14 protein-coding genes are annotated in these 17775 nt (G+C 54.5%); 12 read left to right on the top strand and 2 right to left on the bottom strand.

Going from position 1 to position 17775, the window contains the following annotated elements; genetic code table 11:
• The first annotated feature begins 262 nt into the window (after nucleotides 1-262).
• The 10 genes from rplM to nanQ all read left to right on the top strand — a co-directional run bounded on the left by rplM (nucleotide 263) and on the right by nanQ (nucleotide 7573).
• On the top strand, nucleotides 263-691 hold the full coding sequence (gene rplM / locus ACLW56_RS12045; RefSeq protein ID WP_123756283.1) for a 50S ribosomal protein L13: 429 nt from the start codon (nucleotides 263-265) through the stop codon (nucleotides 689-691).
• Between the two features lie 15 nt (nucleotides 692-706).
• Entirely contained in the window at nucleotides 707-1099 is a 393-nt protein-coding gene (gene rpsI, locus ACLW56_RS12040; RefSeq protein WP_330984010.1) for a 30S ribosomal protein S9, read from the top strand.
• Nucleotides 1100-1123: 24 nt separating this feature from the next.
• A complete protein-coding gene (locus ACLW56_RS12035) occupies nucleotides 1124-1444 on the top strand; it encodes a hypothetical protein (RefSeq protein WP_330984009.1) in 321 nt (106 codons plus the stop codon).
• The gene (gene sspA / locus ACLW56_RS12030) at nucleotides 1414-2052 is read left to right on the top strand and encodes a stringent starvation protein SspA (protein ID WP_330984008.1); all 639 of its coding nucleotides are present in this window, start codon (nucleotides 1414-1416) and stop codon (nucleotides 2050-2052) included. The genes ACLW56_RS12035 and sspA overlap by 31 nt, the downstream gene beginning before the upstream one ends.
• Nucleotides 2053-2056: 4 nt before the next feature.
• On the top strand, nucleotides 2057-2551 hold the full coding sequence (gene sspB / locus ACLW56_RS12025; protein WP_330984007.1) for a ClpXP protease specificity-enhancing factor: 495 nt from the start codon (nucleotides 2057-2059) through the stop codon (nucleotides 2549-2551).
• 279 nt (nucleotides 2552-2830) lie between these two features.
• On the top strand, nucleotides 2831-3610 hold the full coding sequence (gene nanR, locus ACLW56_RS12020) for a transcriptional regulator NanR (protein WP_330984006.1): 780 nt from the start codon (nucleotides 2831-2833) through the stop codon (nucleotides 3608-3610).
• Nucleotides 3611-3745: 135 nt separating this feature from the next.
• A complete protein-coding gene (gene nanA / locus ACLW56_RS12015; protein WP_330984005.1) occupies nucleotides 3746-4639 on the top strand; it encodes an N-acetylneuraminate lyase in 894 nt (297 codons plus the stop codon).
• A gap of 111 nt (nucleotides 4640-4750) precedes the next feature.
• Complete coding sequence (locus ACLW56_RS12010) at nucleotides 4751-6238, top strand: MFS transporter (protein ID WP_330984004.1); 1488 nt, start codon at nucleotides 4751-4753, stop codon at nucleotides 6236-6238.
• On the top strand, nucleotides 6235-7119 hold the full coding sequence (gene nanK / locus ACLW56_RS12005; RefSeq protein WP_330984003.1) for an N-acetylmannosamine kinase: 885 nt from the start codon (nucleotides 6235-6237) through the stop codon (nucleotides 7117-7119). Before ACLW56_RS12010 ends, nanK begins: the two co-directional genes overlap by 4 nt.
• Nucleotides 7106-7573, top strand: a complete 468-nt coding sequence (gene nanQ, locus ACLW56_RS12000; protein WP_330984002.1) for an N-acetylneuraminate anomerase — start codon at nucleotides 7106-7108, stop codon at nucleotides 7571-7573. The genes nanK and nanQ overlap by 14 nt, the downstream gene beginning before the upstream one ends.
• A 45-nt stretch (nucleotides 7574-7618) precedes the next feature.
• On the opposite strand, the gene gltD is transcribed toward nanQ, so the two are convergent.
• Both gltD and gltB read right to left on the bottom strand, forming a co-directional pair.
• Complete coding sequence (gltD, locus tag ACLW56_RS11995; protein ID WP_330984001.1) at nucleotides 7619-9037, bottom strand: glutamate synthase subunit GltD; 1419 nt, start codon at nucleotides 9035-9037, stop codon at nucleotides 7619-7621.
• Nucleotides 9038-9046: 9 nt separating this feature from the next.
• Complete coding sequence (gene gltB, locus ACLW56_RS11990; protein WP_330984000.1) at nucleotides 9047-13507, bottom strand: glutamate synthase large subunit; 4461 nt, start codon at nucleotides 13505-13507, stop codon at nucleotides 9047-9049.
• Nucleotides 13508-14176: 669 nt separating this feature from the next.
• On the opposite strand from gltB, the gene ACLW56_RS11985 reads away from it, so the two are divergent.
• Together ACLW56_RS11985 and arcB are read left to right on the top strand one after the other, a co-directional pair.
• The gene (locus ACLW56_RS11985; protein WP_330983999.1) at nucleotides 14177-15106 is read left to right on the top strand and encodes a TIGR01212 family radical SAM protein; all 930 of its coding nucleotides are present in this window, start codon (nucleotides 14177-14179) and stop codon (nucleotides 15104-15106) included.
• Between the two features lie 160 nt (nucleotides 15107-15266).
• A complete protein-coding gene (gene arcB, locus ACLW56_RS11980; protein ID WP_330983998.1) occupies nucleotides 15267-17594 on the top strand; it encodes an aerobic respiration two-component sensor histidine kinase ArcB in 2328 nt (775 codons plus the stop codon).
• Nucleotides 17595-17775 lie beyond the last annotated feature (181 nt).

The following is a 17775-nucleotide window of genomic DNA, read 5'->3' as shown; positions in this document are numbered from 1 at the left end:
GCTGGGGGTGAGGGCATCAGGCCGCACAAATCAAATGGTCGAAAACCTTGCGGCTATTCGCATTTAGGGGTCGATCTTTGACCGTGACTTCTCTATAATCTTGCGACCCCACGTTACGAGAAGGTTTTTTTCCCAAAACTTTCTATGTGCTGGCATAGGCTATTCGAAGGGGTAGGTTTGCCGGACTTTGTCGTGTGAGCCTCAACTTTTAAACGTTTGGGTGTTCACCAACGTGTAACTTATTTATTTGGGTAAGCTTTTAATGAAAACTTTTACAGCTAAACCAGAAACCGTACAGCGTGACTGGTATGTTGTTGACGCGACCGGTAAAACACTGGGCCGTCTGGCTTCCGAACTGGCTCGTCGCCTGCGCGGTAAGCATAAAGCGGAATACACTCCGCACGTCGATACTGGTGATTACATCATCGTTCTGAACGCAGAAAAAGTTGCTGTAACCGGCAACAAGCGCGAAGACAAAATGTACTATCATCACACCGGTCACATCGGTGGTATCAAAGAAGCGACCTTTGAAGAGATGATTGCCCGTCGTCCTGAGCGCGTGATTGAAATCGCGGTTAAAGGCATGCTGCCAAAAGGCCCGCTGGGTCGTGCGATGTACCGTAAACTGAAAGTTTACGCGGGTAACGAGCACAACCACGCGGCACAGCAACCGCAAGTTCTTGACATCTAATCGGGATTATAGGCAATGGCTGAAAATCAATACTACGGCACTGGTCGCCGCAAAAGTTCCGCAGCTCGCGTGTTTATCAAACCGGGCAACGGCAAAATCGTCATCAACCAACGTTCTCTGGAACAGTACTTCGGTCGTGAAACTGCCCGCATGGTAGTTCGTCAGCCGCTGGAACTGGTCGACATGGTTGAGAAATTCGATCTCTACATCACCGTTAAAGGTGGTGGTACTTCTGGTCAGGCTGGTGCGATCCGTCACGGTATCACCCGCGCTCTGATGGAGTACGACGAGTCCCTGCGTGGCGAACTGCGTAAAGCTGGCTTCGTTACTCGTGATGCTCGTGAAGTTGAACGTAAGAAAGTCGGCCTGCGTAAAGCACGTCGTCGTCCTCAGTTCTCCAAGCGTTAATTGTTTTCTGCTCTGGCAGAACAATTGGCGAAAAAACCCGCTTCGGCGGGTTTTTTTATGGATAAAACAGGCGTTATCCACAATGGTTATCGTTCTTTTCCGTCCTTTTTCAGCATTTCCAGAATCCCCTCACCACAAAGCCTGCAAAATCTGGTAAACTATCATCCAATTTTCTGCCCAAGTGCGGGTGATTGGTCATTTTTTGTTTTGTTCGTGAACAGGAATGTCGTTCGACGCTTACAGGGCTTCACATCTGGCTGGCCGCGTGTTGTGGCTGGTAGCAGTAAAAATTCTTACTATACCTGGAGGTTTTCATGGCTGTCGCTGCCAACAAACGTTCGGTAATGACGCTGTTTTCTGGTCCTACTGACATCTATAGCCATCAGGTCCGCATTGTGCTGGCCGAAAAAGGTGTCAGCTTCGAGATTGAGCACGTGGAAAAGGACAATCCACCTCAGGATCTGATTGACCTCAACCCGAATCAAAGCGTCCCGACACTGGTAGATCGCGAGCTGACCCTTTGGGAATCTCGCATCATTATGGAATATCTGGATGAGCGTTTCCCCCATCCGCCGTTAATGCCGGTTTATCCGGTGGCGCGTGGTGAAAGCCGTCTGTACATGCACCGCATCGAGAAAGACTGGTATTCGCTGATGCATACCGTCATGAATGGTTCTGCGGCGCAGGCTGATGCTGCTCGTAAACAACTGCGTGAAGAGCTGCTGGCGATTGCGCCGGTCTTCACTCAGAAGCCGTACTTCCTGAGCGATGAGTTCAGCCTGGTCGATTGCTATCTGGCTCCGCTGCTGTGGCGTCTGCCGGTGATGGGCATCGAACTGGTCGGTGCGGGTTCCAAAGAGATGAAAGCGTATATGACTCGCGTTTTCGAGCGTGATTCCTTCCTCGCTTCCTTAACTGAAGCCGAGCGTGAAATGCGCCTCGGTCGGGGCTAACTGAATGGATGTGTCACAACTGACACCGCGCCGTCCTTATCTGTTGCGGGCATTCTATGAATGGCTGCTGGATAACCAACTGACGCCACATCTGGTGGTTGACGTGACGTTGCCAGGTGTTCGCGTACCGATGGAGTACGCGCGTGACGGACAAATCGTTCTGAATATTGCACCACGAGCCGTGGGCAACCTGGAACTGGCGAACGACGGAGTGAGCTTTAACGCGCGCTTCGGCGGGGTGCCGCGTCAGGTTGAAGTGCCTCTGGCTGCCGTGCTGGCGATTTATGCTCGTGAAAACGGTGCGGGAACCATGTTCGAGCCGGAAGCGGCGTACGACGAAGAGGCTACCCACGTCAATGACGACGCTGAAATCGGTTCTGAAGGTGAAACGGTGATGTCGGTGATCGACGGCGATAAGCCCGATCACGATGATGACAACGATCCTGATGACACGCCGCCACCGCGTGGTGGGCGTCCGGCGCTTCGCGTCGTGAAGTAATCTACTCTAACAGGCCCGTTTGGGCCTGTTAGATTGCTGACAAAGAAGGAAAAAGCGTGGTTTTTCCTTCTTTGTGGTGAGCAGCCGAAAATCAATGAATTGATTTTCCTTATTTTTTGTTCTGCCACCCATGACAAAACGGTATTCGTTAGTGGTTTGTCATCAGTCTCACAGGCCCGTTTGGGCCTGTTTTGTTTTGTGCCTCATTTCACCTGCCTAAAAATCCTGTGTTACTATCACTTTGTTGTCACTTACTGTCACCTGGCGCCAGGAACCGCAATGAACGCATTTGATCCTCAGGAAGAAGAGACCTCTGAAACCATCGGCCGCAGTCTGAGCCGCCGTCCGTTGGCGCGTAAAAAGCTGTCGGAGATGGTCGAAGAAGAACTGGAGCAAATGATCCGCCGTCGTGAGTTTGCTGAAGGTGAGCAGCTTCCTTCCGAGCGTGAGCTGATGACGTTTTTCAACGTGGGGCGTCCTTCCGTGCGTGAGGCCTTAGCTGCGCTCAAGCGCAAAGGCCTGGTGCAGATCAACAATGGTGAACGCGCCCGCGTGTCGCGACCTTCGGCTGATACCATCATCAGCGAGCTGTCCGGCATGGCGAAAGATTTCCTCGCTCATCCTGGTGGCATTGCTCATTTCGAGCAGCTGCGTCTGTTTTTTGAATCAAGCCTCGTGCGTTATGCCGCTGAACACGCCAGTGACGAGCAGGTAGAGCGTCTGGCCAAGGCACTTGAGCTCAACAGCCAGTCACTGGATGACAATGCGTTGTTCATCCGTTCAGACGTTGAATTTCATCGCGTGCTGGCGGAAATCCCCGGTAACCCTATCTTTATGGCAATCCACGTTGCGTTGCTCGACTGGTTGATTGCCGCCCGTCCGAAAGTCTCCGATCAGGAACTCTATCAGCACAATAACGTCAGCTATCAGCAGCACATTGCGATCGTCGAGGCTATCCGCCAGCGAGATCCAGAAGAAGCTGACCGCGCTCTGCAAACCCATCTGAATAGCGTTTCTGCCACCTGGCACGCCTTCGGCCAAAACAAAAAGAAAAAGTAGCCTAACGATCCTGACGATCGTTTAGTGAAGCAGATCGCAATATAAGCGTTCTGTATAAGGTGCTGCATAAATGATCTGGTATAACAGGTATAAAGGTATATCGTTAAAACACTCCCGTCATTTATTGAGGTATCTATGGCAAAGCATTTACGTGGCGTAATGGCTGCACTCTTGACCCCGTTTAACACCCAGCAGGCGCTGGACAAAGAGAGCCTGCGTCGTCTTGTGCGGTTCAATATTCAGCAGGGAATTGATGGGCTTTACGTGGGAGGATCGACGGGCGAGGCCTTTGTACAGAGCCTGGCCGAGCGCGAACAGGTGATGGAAGTTGTGGCTGAAGAGGCGAAAGGCGAAATCACGTTAATCGCCCATGTGGGTTGTGTCAGCACGGCCGAAAGTCAGCAACTGGCGGTGGCCGCGAGTCGTCTGGGCTTTGATGCCGTGTCGGCCGTCACACCGTTTTATTATCCCTTCAGTTTTGAAGAACACTGCGACCACTACCGTGCAATTATTGATTCGGCTGATGGATTGCCGATGGTGGTGTACAACATTCCGGCGCTGAGCGGAGTGAAATTATCGCTCGAACAAATCAACACCCTGGTGACCTTGCCTGGCGTGGGTGCGCTCAAGCAAACCTCGGGCGATCTCTTCCAGATGGAGCAGATCCGCCGTGAACATCCGGATCTGGTGCTTTACAACGGTTACGACGAGATCTTCGCTTCCGGCCTGCTGGCGGGTGCTGACGGTGGGATCGGCAGTACCTACAACATTATGGGCTGGCGCTATCAGGCCATCGCCAAGGCGGTTCGCGAAGGCGATAACGCCACAGCGCAACGTCTGCAAAGTGAATGCAACAAGGTTATCGACCTGCTCATCAAAGTCGGCGTGTTCCGTGGCCTGAAAACCGTCCTGCACTATATGGACGTCGTCTCTGTTCCGTTGTGCCGCAAGCCTTTTGCCCCGGTGGCGGAGCCGTATCTACCGGAGCTGAAAGCCCTCGCAGAGCAACTGATGGCTGAAAAGCGCTAATTCATTGCCGGATGGCGCTTCGCTTATCCGGCCTACCAGACATGACACGTAGGCCGGATAAGGCGCAGCCGTCATCCGGCAATACAACAAAGAATTCGTCGGGAGAGTGTTATGAGTATTCCTACCCAAAGCATCCCGTGGTACCGCCATCTTACGCGCCCTCAGTGGCGAGCATTCTCGGCCGCCTGGTTGGGCTATCTGCTTGATGGCTTTGATTTTGTGTTAATTGCGTTAGTGCTGACAGAAATAAAAAGTGAATTTGGCTTAACCACCGTCGAGGCGGCAAGCCTTATCTCGGCGGCTTTTATCTCGCGCTGGTTTGGCGGATTGCTGCTGGGTGCCATGGGCGATCGATACGGGCGTAAGCTTGCGATGATCACCAGTATCGTGCTGTTTTCCTGTGGCACGCTGGCGTGTGGCTTTGCGCCTGGCTACATCACCCTGTTTATTGCCCGCATGGTAATTGGCATGGGGATGGCGGGGGAGTATGGCTCCAGCGCAACCTACGTCATTGAAAGCTGGCCCAAGCACCTGCGTAACAAAGCCAGCGGTTTTCTTATCTCCGGCTTCTCGGTTGGCGCAGTGATTGCTGCGCAGGTTTACAGTCTTGTCGTCCCCGTCTGGGGTTGGCGTGCCTTGTTCTTCCTCGGCATTATCCCGATTGTGTTCGCGCTGTGGTTGCGTAAAAACATCCCTGAAGCGGAAGACTGGAAAGCGAAGCATGAAGGGAAAGCGCCGGTACGCACGATGGTCGATATTCTTTATCGCGGCAAATATCGCGTGATCAACATCGTCATGACCCTGTTTGCAGGAACGGCGCTGTGGTTCTGCTTTGCCGGAGAGCTCAACAATGCCGGACTGGTGGTGATCCTCGGTCTGCTTTGTGCCTGCGTATTCATCAGCTTTATGGTGCAAAGCAGCGGTAAGCGCTGGCCGACGGGCGTCACACTGATGGTGGTGGTTCTGTTTGCGTTCCTCTATTCATGGCCGATTCAGGCACTGCTGCCGACCTATTTGAAAACTGATCTGGCGTATGATCCGGCGATGGTGGCTCGGGTGCTGTTCTTTAGTGGCTTTGGCGCAGCGGTTGGCTGTTGCGTCGGCGGTTTTCTTGGCGACTGGCTGGGCACACGAAAAGCCTACGTTTGCAGCCTGTTGGCTTCGCAGTTGCTCATCATCCCGGTTTTTGCCATCGGTGGCGGCAATATCTGGGCGTTGGGTCTTCTTCTCTTCTTTCAGCAGATGCTGGGGCAGGGGATCTCCGGGATCTTACCGAAACTCATCGGCGGCTATTTCGATACCGATCAGCGCGCGGCCGGGCTTGGGTTTACCTATAACGTCGGCGCATTAGGTGGCGCGATGGCTCCGGTAATCGGTGCTCTGCTGGCACAACGTCTTGAACTGGGTACCGCGCTGGGCTCGCTCTCCTTTGGTCTGACGTTTGTCGTCATCCTGTTGATTGGTCTGGATATGCCGACGCGCGTCCAGCGCTGGATTCGCCCAGAAGCGCTGCGTACCCATGATGCGATTGATGGTAAACCGTTCAGTGGTGCAGTGCCGTTTGGTGGGGTTAAACACAAACAAGAGGCGCTGAAATGACCACCCTGGCTATCGATATTGGCGGGACAAAGCTGGCAGCAGCCCTCGTCGATGACTTACTTCAAGTGCGCGAACGGCGGGAAATGCCCACGCCTGCCAGCCAAACGCCGGATGCTCTGGATGCCGCTTTAGCAGAACTGGTCGCGCCGTTAGCCAAACAGGCTCAGCGTGTGGCCATCGCCTCTACGGGGATTATTCGGGAAGGGACGCTGTTGGCGATCAATCCTCATAACCTTGGTGGCTTACTGCATTATCCGTTGGTGCAGCGGCTTGAGAAACTCACTGGCCTTCCTGCCATCGCCATCAACGATGCTCAGGCTGCGGCCTGGGCGGAGTACCAGGCATTAGGTGCGCAGAAAGAAGATATGGTGTTCATCACCGTGTCGACAGGCGTAGGGGGCGGCGTTATCAGTGGCGGTAACTTACAGACCGGAGCGGGCGGTCTTGCCGGGCATTTGGGGCATACGCTGGCAGATCCAACTGGCGCAGTTTGTGGTTGTGGGCGTGTCGGATGTGTCGAAGCTATCGCTTCCGGAAGAGGCATTTCGGCGCATGCGTCTGGTGATTTATCCGGGTTAGATGCCAAAACGATTTTCGCCCATGCAGCACAGGGACACGTCCAGGCGCAGGCACTGGTTAATCGCTCAGCGCAAGTTCTTGCCCGACTCATTGCAGACGTGAAAGCCATTACAGATTGCCAACGCGTAGTCATAGGCGGCAGCGTCGGGTTGGCTGATGGCTATCTGGACGCTGTACGCCGCTTTCTGGCACAGGAGCCGCCTGTCTATCACGTTGAGATGACGGCGGCTCATTACCGACATGATGCGGGATTGTTAGGGGCCGCGATGCTGGCTCAAAGGAGCAATGATGATTGCAGGTGAAGTCGAAAACCTGTCGCGTGCAGGTATGCATCCTCTGTTGGTGAATGCGCTGTTGCTGGCACAGCAGGCATGGCCGCAGGATAAAGCGCCTGGACGCTACGAGCTACAGGGTGACGATGTGTTTATGAATGTGATGCAGTTTGCCACCCAGGCACCGGAGCTGAAGAAAGCAGAGTTGCATGTGCAGTACATTGATATCCAGCTTCTTTTAGCCGGTGAAGAACGTATTTTGTACGGGGTTGCGGGTTCTGCGCGTGAAGGTGAAGCGAGGCACATTGAAGAGGATTATCAGCTTTGCTGTCGCATTGAACAAGAGCAGAGCATTAGCATGAAGCCTGGCATGTTTGCGGTCTTCATGCCGGGTGAGCCTCATAAGCCAGGTTGTGTGGTCACAGATGAAGCCGAAATCAAAAAGGTGGTCATCAAGGTCCGCGCCAGTTTGCTTAGCGCATAAAAAAAGCCGGAGGGTTTGCACTCTCCGGCTTACTTTTCTGAACGATTACACTTCCAGCCAGTTCATAATGCCATCTGCAGCCTTACGGCCTTCGGCAATCGCGGTAACCACCAGATCCGAACCACGCACGATGTCGCCACCGGCAAAGATTTTCGGGTTGCTGGTCTGGAAGGCGTTTTCGGTACCTTCTGGCGCAATGATACGGCCCTGAGAATCCAGTTCGACGCTGTGTTTCGCCAGCCATTCCATGCTGTGGGGACGGAAACCAAACGCCATTACGACTGCATCAGCAGGCACAACGTGCTCAGAACCGGCAACGATTTCAGCACGACGACGGCCTTTGGCATCCGGTGCGCCCATCTCGGTGCGCGCCATTTTCACGCCGCTCACTTTACCGTTGGCATTCACTTCCACGCCCAAAGGCTGGACGTTGAACTGGAACTCCACGCCTTCTTCACGCGCGTTTTTCACTTCGCGTTTAGAACCTGGCATGTTCTCTTCGTCACGACGATAAGCACAGGTCACGTGCGTTGCGCCCTGGCGAATGGAGGTACGTACGCAGTCCATCGCAGTATCGCCACCGCCCAGAACTACAACACGTTTGCCTTCCATTGACACGTACGGTTCTTCGGTTGTTTCGCCGTAGCCCATCATCTGTTTGGTGTTGGCAATCAGGAATGGCAGCGCGTCAAACACGCCATTCGCCTCTTCGTTTTCCAGGCCGCCACGCATTGACTGATAAGTGCCGACGCCGAGGAACACCGCATCGTACTCGCCCAGCAGATCGTCGAGCTGCACATCACGGCCCACTTCGACGTTAAGTTTGAACTCAATGCCCATGTCGGTGAAAATTTCACGACGACGGGTCATGACTTCTTTTTCCAGTTTGAACGCCGGGATACCGAAGGTCAGCAGGCCACCGATTTCCGGATGGCGGTCAAAGACCACCGCTTTCACGCCGTTACGGGTCAGCACGTCGGCACAGGCGAGGCCTGCAGGGCCTGCGCCAATGATCGCCACTTTCTTACCGGTTTGCTTCACGCCGGTCATGTCCGGACGCCAGCCCATTTCGAACGCTTTATCGTTGATATAGCGCTCGATGTTGCCGATGGTGACCGCACCGAACTCATCGTTCAGGGTACAGGAACCTTCGCACAGGCGGTCCTGTGGGCACACTCGACCGCAGACTTCTGGCAGGGTGTTGGTCTGATGCGACAGTTCTGCCGCTTCAAAAATACGCCCTTCGTTAGCGAGCTTCAGCCAGTTCGGGATGTAGTTATGAACCGGACATTTCCACTCGCAGTACGGGTTACCGCAGGACAGACAGCGGTCTGCCTGTGCTTTGGCCTGGCCTTCGGAGAACGTTTCGTAGATCTCAACAAATTCAATTTTACGGATCTTCAGCGGCTTCTTCGGTGGGTCAACACGCTGCAAGTCGATAAACTGGTAAACATTCTGACTCATCTGAATTCCTTACTGCGCCTGCACGCGCAACTCAGCGGCGCTACGACTACGGTGACCCAACAGTGCTTTGACATCGCTGGACTTCGGTTTAACCAGAGCGAATTTCGCGGAGAACGCCGGCCAGTTCGCCAGGATCTCTTCGCCACGCGAAGAACCGGTCAACTGAACGTGTTCGGTGATAAGTCCACGCAGATGCTCTTCGTGGATAGCGAGAGTTTCAACGTCCAGTACTTCCACCAGTTCCGGGTTCACGCGTTTGCGGAAATCACCGTCTTCATCCAGCACATAAGCGAAGCCGCCGGTCATGCCCGCGCCAAAGTTGACGCCGGTTTTACCAAGCACGCAGACGATGCCGCCGGTCATGTATTCACAGCCGTTGTCGCCAATGCCTTCGACCACGGTGATGGCGCCGGAGTTACGCACGCCGAAACGCTCACCCGCACGGCCTGCGGCATATAAACGACCGCCCGTTGCGCCGTACAGACAGGTGTTACCGATAATGCTCGCTTCGTGGCTGCGGAAGGCAGAACCCACCGGAGGACGAATGGCCAGCAGGCCGCCCGCCATGCCCTTGCCGACGTAATCGTTGGCATCGCCGGTCAGGTGCAGTTCCACGCCACCGGCGTTCCACACGCCGAAGCTCTGGCCTGCGGTACCGCTGAAGTGCGCTTTAATTGGATCTGAAGCCAGGCCCTGGTCGCCGTGCGTCTGAGCGATATAGCCCGACAGCGATGCGCCCACGGAACGGTCAGTGTTGCGAATATCAAACCAGAACGTTTTGCTCTGCTTGTCGTCGACAAACGGTTTTGCCTGTTGCAGCAGCTGCGCGTTCAGCACGCCGTTATCGAACGGCGGGTTGGTCTCGGTGCAGTACAGCGCTTTGCCCGGATGCGGCTCTGCGGTTTCCAGCAGTTTCGCCAGGTCCAGTTTTTGCTGCTTGGCGGTAAACCCGTCCAGCTCTTTGAGCAGGTCGGTACGGCCAATCAGGTCTACCAGGCGTTTCACGCCGAGCTGCGCCATTAATTCACGGACTTCACGAGCGATAAATTCAAAGTAGTTGGTCACTTTGAACGGCAGGCCGTGGTAGTGATTCTTACGCAGTTTGTCGTCCTGAGTTGCCACACCGGTTGCACAGTTGTTCAGGTGGCAAATACGCAGATATTTACAGCCGAGCGCGACCATCGGGCCGGTACCGAAGCCAAAGCTTTCAGCCCCGAGGATCGCCGCTTTGATGATATCCAGGCCGGTTTTCAGACCGCCGTCGACCTGCAGGCGAATCTTATGGCGCAGACCGTTAGCCACCAGTGCCTGTTGGGTTTCCACCAGACCGAGTTCCCACGGACAGCCCGCGTATTTCACGGAGGACAGTGGGCTTGCGCCGGTCCCGCCGTCATAACCCGCGATGGTGATCAGATCTGCATAAGCTTTTGCTACACCGGTGGCGATGGTGCCGACACCCGGTTCTGACACCAGCTTCACGGAGATCATCGCTTTCGGATTGACCTGTTTCAGGTCGAAAATCAGCTGCGCCAAATCCTCGATAGAGTAGATATCGTGGTGCGGCGGTGGCGAAATCAGGGTCACGCCAGGGACGGAATAGCGCAGTTTGGCGATGTACGGCGTGACTTTATCACCCGGCAACTGACCGCCTTCACCCGGTTTAGCACCCTGAGCGACTTTAATCTGAATGACGTCGGCATTGACCAGATAGGCTGGTGTCACACCAAAGCGACCAGAAGCGACCTGCTTGATGCGCGACACTTTATTGGTGCCGTAACGCGCAGGATCTTCACCGCCTTCGCCGGAGTTCGAGTTACCGCCGATGCTGTTCATCGCTTCAGCCAGAGCTTCGTGCGCTTCCGGGCTCAGTGCGCCGATGGACATTGCCGCGGTATCAAAGCGTTTGAACAGCTCTTTCGCCGGTTCTACTTCGTTGATGCTAACTGCTTCATCACCTGGATTCAGCGCCAGCAGGTCGCGCAGCGTTGCTGCCGGGCGTTCGTTAACGAGCTGAGCATAACGCTGATAGTCGCTGTATTCGCCGCTCTGCACCGCTTCTTGCAGGGTGCGAACCACGTCCGGGTTATAAGCGTGATATTCGCCGCCGTGAACGTATTTCAGCAAACCGCCCTGATCCAGAGGCTTACGCGCCAGCCAGGCACGTTTGGACAGATTCAGCAGGTCCTGCTGGAAGTCATCAAACCCGGCACCACCGATACGGCTGACCACACCCTGGAAGCAGGTGTTGGCCACGGTATCGTGCAGACCGACGGCTTCAAACAGCTTGGAGCAACGGTAAGAGGCGATGGTCGAGATGCCCATTTTGGACATGATTTTGTACAGGCCTTTGTTGATGCCGTTACGGTAGTTCAGCATCACGTGGCGATAGTCTTTTTCGATGGCTTTGTTATCGACCAGTTTCGCCAGGGTTTCATAGGCGAGGTACGGGTAGATAGCCGTCGCGCCGAAGCCCAGCAGCACCGCAAAGTGGTGCGGGTCACGGGCGCTTGCGGTCTCAACGATGATGTTGGCGTCGCAGCGTAGGCTCTTATCGACCAGACGCGTCTGAATCGCCCCGACCGCCATTGGCGCAGGGACAGGCAGACGGTTTTTGGCGATGTTACGGTCAGAAAGCACCAGCAGAACAGTGCCGTTACGGACCATTTGCTCAGCTTTATCGCACAGCGCGTTAACGGTTTCTTCCAGCGTGGCTTCACTCACATCGAAGGTAATATCGAGCGTATCGGCGCGATAATGATCTTCCTGCATGGTGGTCAGCTGTTTGAAATCTGAGTACAGCAGAATCGGCGATTTGAAGCTCAGGCGGTGCGCCTGGCCTTCTGCTTCACAGAAGACGTTCATTTCACGGCCAATGCTGGTGGCGAGTGACATCACATGCGCTTCACGCAGCGGATCGATTGGCGGGTTGGTGACCTGCGCAAACTGCTGGCGGAAGTAGTCGTAAATGATGCGCGGCTGGCTGGAAAGTACGGCAAACGGGGTATCGTCACCCATTGAGCCAACCGCTTCCTGGCCATTTTCGCCCAGCACACGAATCACTGAATCCAGCTCTTCGGCGCTGTAGTTAAACTGTTTCTGGTAGCTGGCGAGCGCGTCGTCGTCCATCTCGCGGCTGCCCACTTCTTCGTCCGGCAGATCTTCGAACGGCACCAGACGGCGGACGTTTTTCTCCATCCACTCTTTATACGGATGGCGGATTTTCAGGTCGTGGTCAGTTTCCGCAGAATGCAGAATACGGCCAGCACGAGTGTCGATAACCATCAGCTCGCCCGGGCCCACGCGGCCTTTCTCGACCACTTCATCAGGCTGGTAATCCCAGATCCCGACTTCAGAGGCGCAGGTGATGAGCTTGTCTTTAGTGATGACGTAGCGTGCCGGGCGCAGACCATTACGGTCGAGGTTACAGGCAGCATAACGACCATCGGACATTACGATGCCCGCCGGACCATCCCACGGCTCCATGTGCATGGAGTTAAAGTCAAAGAAGGCGCGCAGGTCTGGGTCCATATCTGGGTTGTTCTGCCAGGCTGGCGGAACGAGCAAACGCATCGCACGTACGATATCCATCCCGCCTGCAAGCAGCAGTTCGAGCATGTTATCCATCGAGCTGGAGTCAGAGCCAGTTTCGTTCACGAATGGCGCGGCATCGTGCAGATCGGGAATCAACGGCGTCTGGAATTTGTAGGTACGCGCACGCGCCCACTGACGGTTGCCGGTAATGGTGTTGATTTCACCGTTGTGCGCCAGATAGCGGAACGGCTGTGCCAGCGGCCAACGTGGCACGGTATTGGTGGAGAAGCGCTGGTGGAACAGGCAGATGGCCGACTCCAGACGCAGGTCCGCGAGGTCCAGGTAGAAGCGCGGCAAATCCGCCGGCATACACAGACCTTTATAAATGTTGATCAGGTTCGACAGGCTACAAACGTAGAAGTCTTTGTCTTCCTGCAGGCGCTTTTCGATACGGCGACGCGCGATGAACAGGCGGCGTTCCATATCACGTGGACGCCAGCCAGCCGGGGCGTTCACGAAAATTTGTTCGATACGTGGCAGCGAGGAGAGGGCGATTTCACCGAGCACCCCTTCGTTGGTTGGCACATCGCGCCAGCCGACAATCGACAGGGTTTCACGCTGAAGCTCTTCTTCAACGACGCGACGTGAAGCCGCCGCAAGCTCAGGATCTTTGTTCAGGAACAGCATACCGACGGCGTAGTTTTTGGCTAAACGCCAACCGCGCTCTTCAGCGACCAGGCGGAAGAAACGGTCCGGTTTCTGCAAAAGCAGGCCACAGCCGTCACCGGTTTTACCGTCGGCAAGAATAGCACCACGGTGCTGCATGCGGGCCAGTGCGTGGATCGCGGTACGCACTACCTTGTGGCTAGGTTCGCCTTCTATGTGGGCGATCAGGCCGAAACCACAGTTATCCCTCTCAAGGGATTTATCGTACAACATATCAGTGAACCTCCCCAGGCTCTACGGAGTCACTCCGGACCGTTGCGCGCAGGCACAGTTCGAGCAAGGCGGCGGGGCACAGGCCACGCATTCGCCCTCTCAACATCCTTTCGCATCGGTAAACAAGTATTGCGGACTTGCTTCAGAGGGAATCTCAATTACTGCATAAATATGATGAGCAGACCGCTCATCGAGAAAGCTTCCAGCGGATCCTCAAGTTATCGGGAATCCGCACACAGGTCAAATGGCAATCTTATTTATACAAAAATGTGCTATAGAGCCGTTAATGCGATGATATATAAGCGTATTTGTGCTTTTTTACATTGCATTTACCTACCTGAATACACCTGGTGAATGTGATCTCTCTCACTATCTGTAAGCGGTATAATCTCGGATCTGTGCTGAATGCTCTTTTTATCGCAGTAGAATATTCTACCGAGGGGCGTGAATGCCCATGATGACACTGTTTTTAATCTGTGACGGCAATCGTGAAAATTGAGGGGGGAACATAAGGAAAAGTAATCACCCAGAGGGTGAATGAAATTGCAGTTATCTTGATTGTTTATGCAATAGGGGTAAGGTCTCCGGGGCGCTTGATCCAGGTCATCGCCGAAAGAGACTAAAAATGGCAGGCTTTGCACCTCTTTGAAAGGCGCGGTCTATCAGATTATGCAGTTACAGAAATTAGTCAATATGTTTGGTGGGGATCTTTCACGCCGCTATGGCGAAAAGGTTCATAAGCTCACGCTGCACGGCGGTTTCAGCTGCCCAAACCGCGATGGCACCCTTGGGCGTGGCGGCTGTACGTTCTGTAATGTCGCCTCGTTTGCCGATGAAACTCAGCAGCACAAATCCATTGCCGATCAGCTGGCGCATCAGGCGCACCTCGTCAATCGCGCCAAACGCTATCTGGCCTACTTCCAGGCCTATACCAGCACCTTCGCTGAAGTCCAGGTGCTTCGGTCGATGTATCAACAGGCGGTCAGCCAGGCTAATATTGTTGGCCTGTGTGTGGGCACCAGGCCGGACTGCGTGCCGGAAGCGGTGCTGGATTTACTCAGTGAATATAAAGATCAGGGTTACGAAGTGTGGCTGGAGCTGGGCCTGCAAAGCGCAAAGGATAAAACTCTGCATCGCATTAACCGTGGTCACGATTTTGCCTGCTATCAGGCAACCACACGCTTAGCGCGCGAGCGCGGGTTGAAAGTGTGTACGCACCTGATTGTAGGCTTGCCTGGCGAAGGGCAAACAGAGTGCCTGGAGACGCTGAATAAAGTGGTCGATACCGGCGTAGACGGCATCAAGCTGCATCCTCTGCATATCGTGGCTGGCAGCATTATGGCGAAAGCGTGGGAAGCCGGACGGCTTCAGGGCATTGAGCTCGACGAGTACACCATCACGGCAGGGGAAATGATTCGCCATACGCCGCCGGAAATCGTCTATCACCGAATCTCGGCCAACGCCCGCCGCCCGACGTTATTGGCCCCGCTATGGTGTGAGAACCGTTGGACCGGGATGCTGGAACTGGACAAATATCTCAATGAACACGGCGTTCAGGGGTCCGCATTAGGTCAGGGTTGGATTGCCCCCTCTCCCTAGCCCTCTCTCGGCGGGAGAGGGAATCCGACCGAGCAGAATGTCACCGCAGCGGGTATCAGACCGCACCTGATCCCAATCTTCCCCGCATTTTTCGCACAACCTTCAACGCGTTGCTCAGAATTGGGTATTATTGAGCGACGTTGTGGTGAAGGAAATCCCTATGAAGCAAATTCGAATGCTTGCGCAGTACTATGTCGACCTGATGATGAAGCTCGGTCTGGTACGCTTCTCAATGCTGCTGGCGCTGGCGCTGGTGGTGCTGGCGATTGTGGTGCAGATGGCTGTCACCATGGTTCTGCATGGTCAGGTTGAAAGCATTGATGTCATCCGCTCCATCTTCTTTGGTTTGTTGATTACGCCCTGGGCGGTCTATTTTCTGTCGGTGGTGGTGGAGCAGCTGGAAGAGTCTCGCCAGCGTCTGTCAAAGCTGGTGGAGAAACTTGAGGAGATGCGCGACCGCGACCTGAAGCTCAATGTGCAGCTTAAAGACAACATTGCGCAGCTCAACCAGGAAATCAGCGATCGAGAGAAAGCGGAAGCTGAACGTCAGACCACGCTGGAGCAGCTCAAAATTGAGATGAAAGAGCGCGAAGAAACCCAGATCCAACTCGAACAGCAGTCTTCCTTCCTGCGCTCGTTCCTTGATGCTTCGCCGGATTTGGTCTTCTACCGCAACGAAGACAAAGAATTTTCCGGCTGTAACCGCGCAATGGAATTGCTCACCGGGAAAAGTGAAAAACAGCTGATTCACCTGAAACCCGCAGATGTGTATTCCGAGGAAGCGGCGGCGAAAGTCATTGAAACCGATGAGAAAGTCTTCCGCCACAACGTTTCGCTCACCTATGAACAATGGCTTGATTACCCGGACGGGCGCAAAGCCTGCTTCGAAATCCGTAAAGTGCCGTACTACGACCGCGTCGGCAAACGCCATGGCCTGATGGGCTTCGGCCGTGACATTACCGAGCGTAAGCGCTATCAGGACGCCCTTGAACGTGCCAGCCGTGACAAGACCACCTTCATTTCGACCATCAGCCACGAACTGCGTACTCCGCTGAACGGTATTGTCGGCCTGAGCCGCATTCTGCTCGACACAGAGTTAACTTCCGAGCAGGAGAAGTATCTGAAAACCATCCATGTTTCCGCCGTGACGTTGGGGAATATCTTCAACGATATTATCGATATGGATAAGATGGAACGCCGTAAAGTCCAGTTGGATAACCAGCCGGTCGACTTCACGGGCTTCCTTGCGGATTTAGAAAACCTGTCGGGCCTGCAGGCACAGCAGAAAGGGCTGCGCTTCGTGATGGAACCTACGCTGCCACTGCCGCATAAGGTCACGACGGACGGTACACGTCTGCGGCAGATCCTCTGGAACCTGATCAGTAATGCGGTCAAGTTTACCCAGCAGGGCACTGTCGCTGTCCGTATTCGCTATGGTGAAGGTGAGATGCTGCACTTCGAGGTGGAGGATTCCGGCATGGGCATCCCACAGGAAGAGCAGGACAAGATTTTCGCCATGTATTATCAGGTCAAAGACAACCAGGGCGGGAAACCTGCGACGGGCACCGGGATTGGTCTCGCCGTTTCGCGTCGTCTGGCGAAAAGCATGGGCGGCGATATCACCGTGGTCAGCCAGCCTGGCCAGGGTTCCACCTTTAGCTTAACGGTTCATGCGCCTGCTGTGGCTGAAGAAGTCGAAGATACGCTGGATGACGATGAGATGCCGCTACCAGCGCTGCACGTGCTGCTGGTTGAAGACATTGAGCTGAACGTGATTGTTGCGCGCTCGGTGCTTGAGAAGCTGGGCAATAGCGTGGACGTGGCGATGACCGGCACCGCGGCGCTGGAAATGTTCTCTCCTGCTGACTATGACCTGGTGTTGCTGGATATTCAGTTGCCGGATATGACCGGGCTGGATATCTCGCGTGAGCTGAAGCAGCGTTATCATGCCGATGAATTGCCGCCGTTGGTGGCGTTGACGGCCAACGTGCTGAAAGACAAAAAAGAGTACCTCGATGCGGGCATGGATGACGTGCTTAGCAAACCGCTGGCGGTGCCTGCGCTGACCGCCATGATTAAAAAATTCTGGGACACCCCTGACGATGAGGAGAACCGCGTGACGACATCTGACAACAGCAAATCATCTGCCGTGCTCGATACCGATATGCTTGAGCAATATATCGAGCTGGTGGGGCCCAAACTGATTACTGACGGACTGGCTGTGTTTGAGAAGATGATGCCGGGTTATCTGGCGGTGCTGGAATCTAACCTGACGGCTCGTGACCAGAAAGGCATTGTTGAGGAAGGGCATAAAATCAAAGGGGCTGCAGGATCGATTGGTTTGCGCCATATCCAGCAGTTAGGGCAGCAAATTCAAACCCCAGATTTACCCGCCTGGTGGGATAACGTGGGTGAATGGATTGAAGAGATGAAAACCGAGTGGCAACAGGATGTGGCGACACTGAAAGCCTGGGTGGCGAACCGATAAAAATGACCCCGGTCAAGCCGGGGTGCGCGAATACTGCGCCAACACCAGGGAAAACGTGGCTGCGCCTTTGGAGTTTTCATGTGTTGAACAGACGCAACCTGAGAATGGGATTGCACGTTCATTAAGATAGCAAAACTTAAATTATTTGTTACGTAAATCAGTAAAATGTGTGAAGCATGGC

The sequence above is a fragment of the Pantoea sp. sgz302252 genome, assembly GCF_047713085.1.
GTDB lineage: Bacteria > Pseudomonadota > Gammaproteobacteria > Enterobacterales > Enterobacteriaceae > Scandinavium.
Note: the sequence above shows the minus strand (reverse complement) of the source record. Positions and strands in the feature narration are given on the sequence as shown.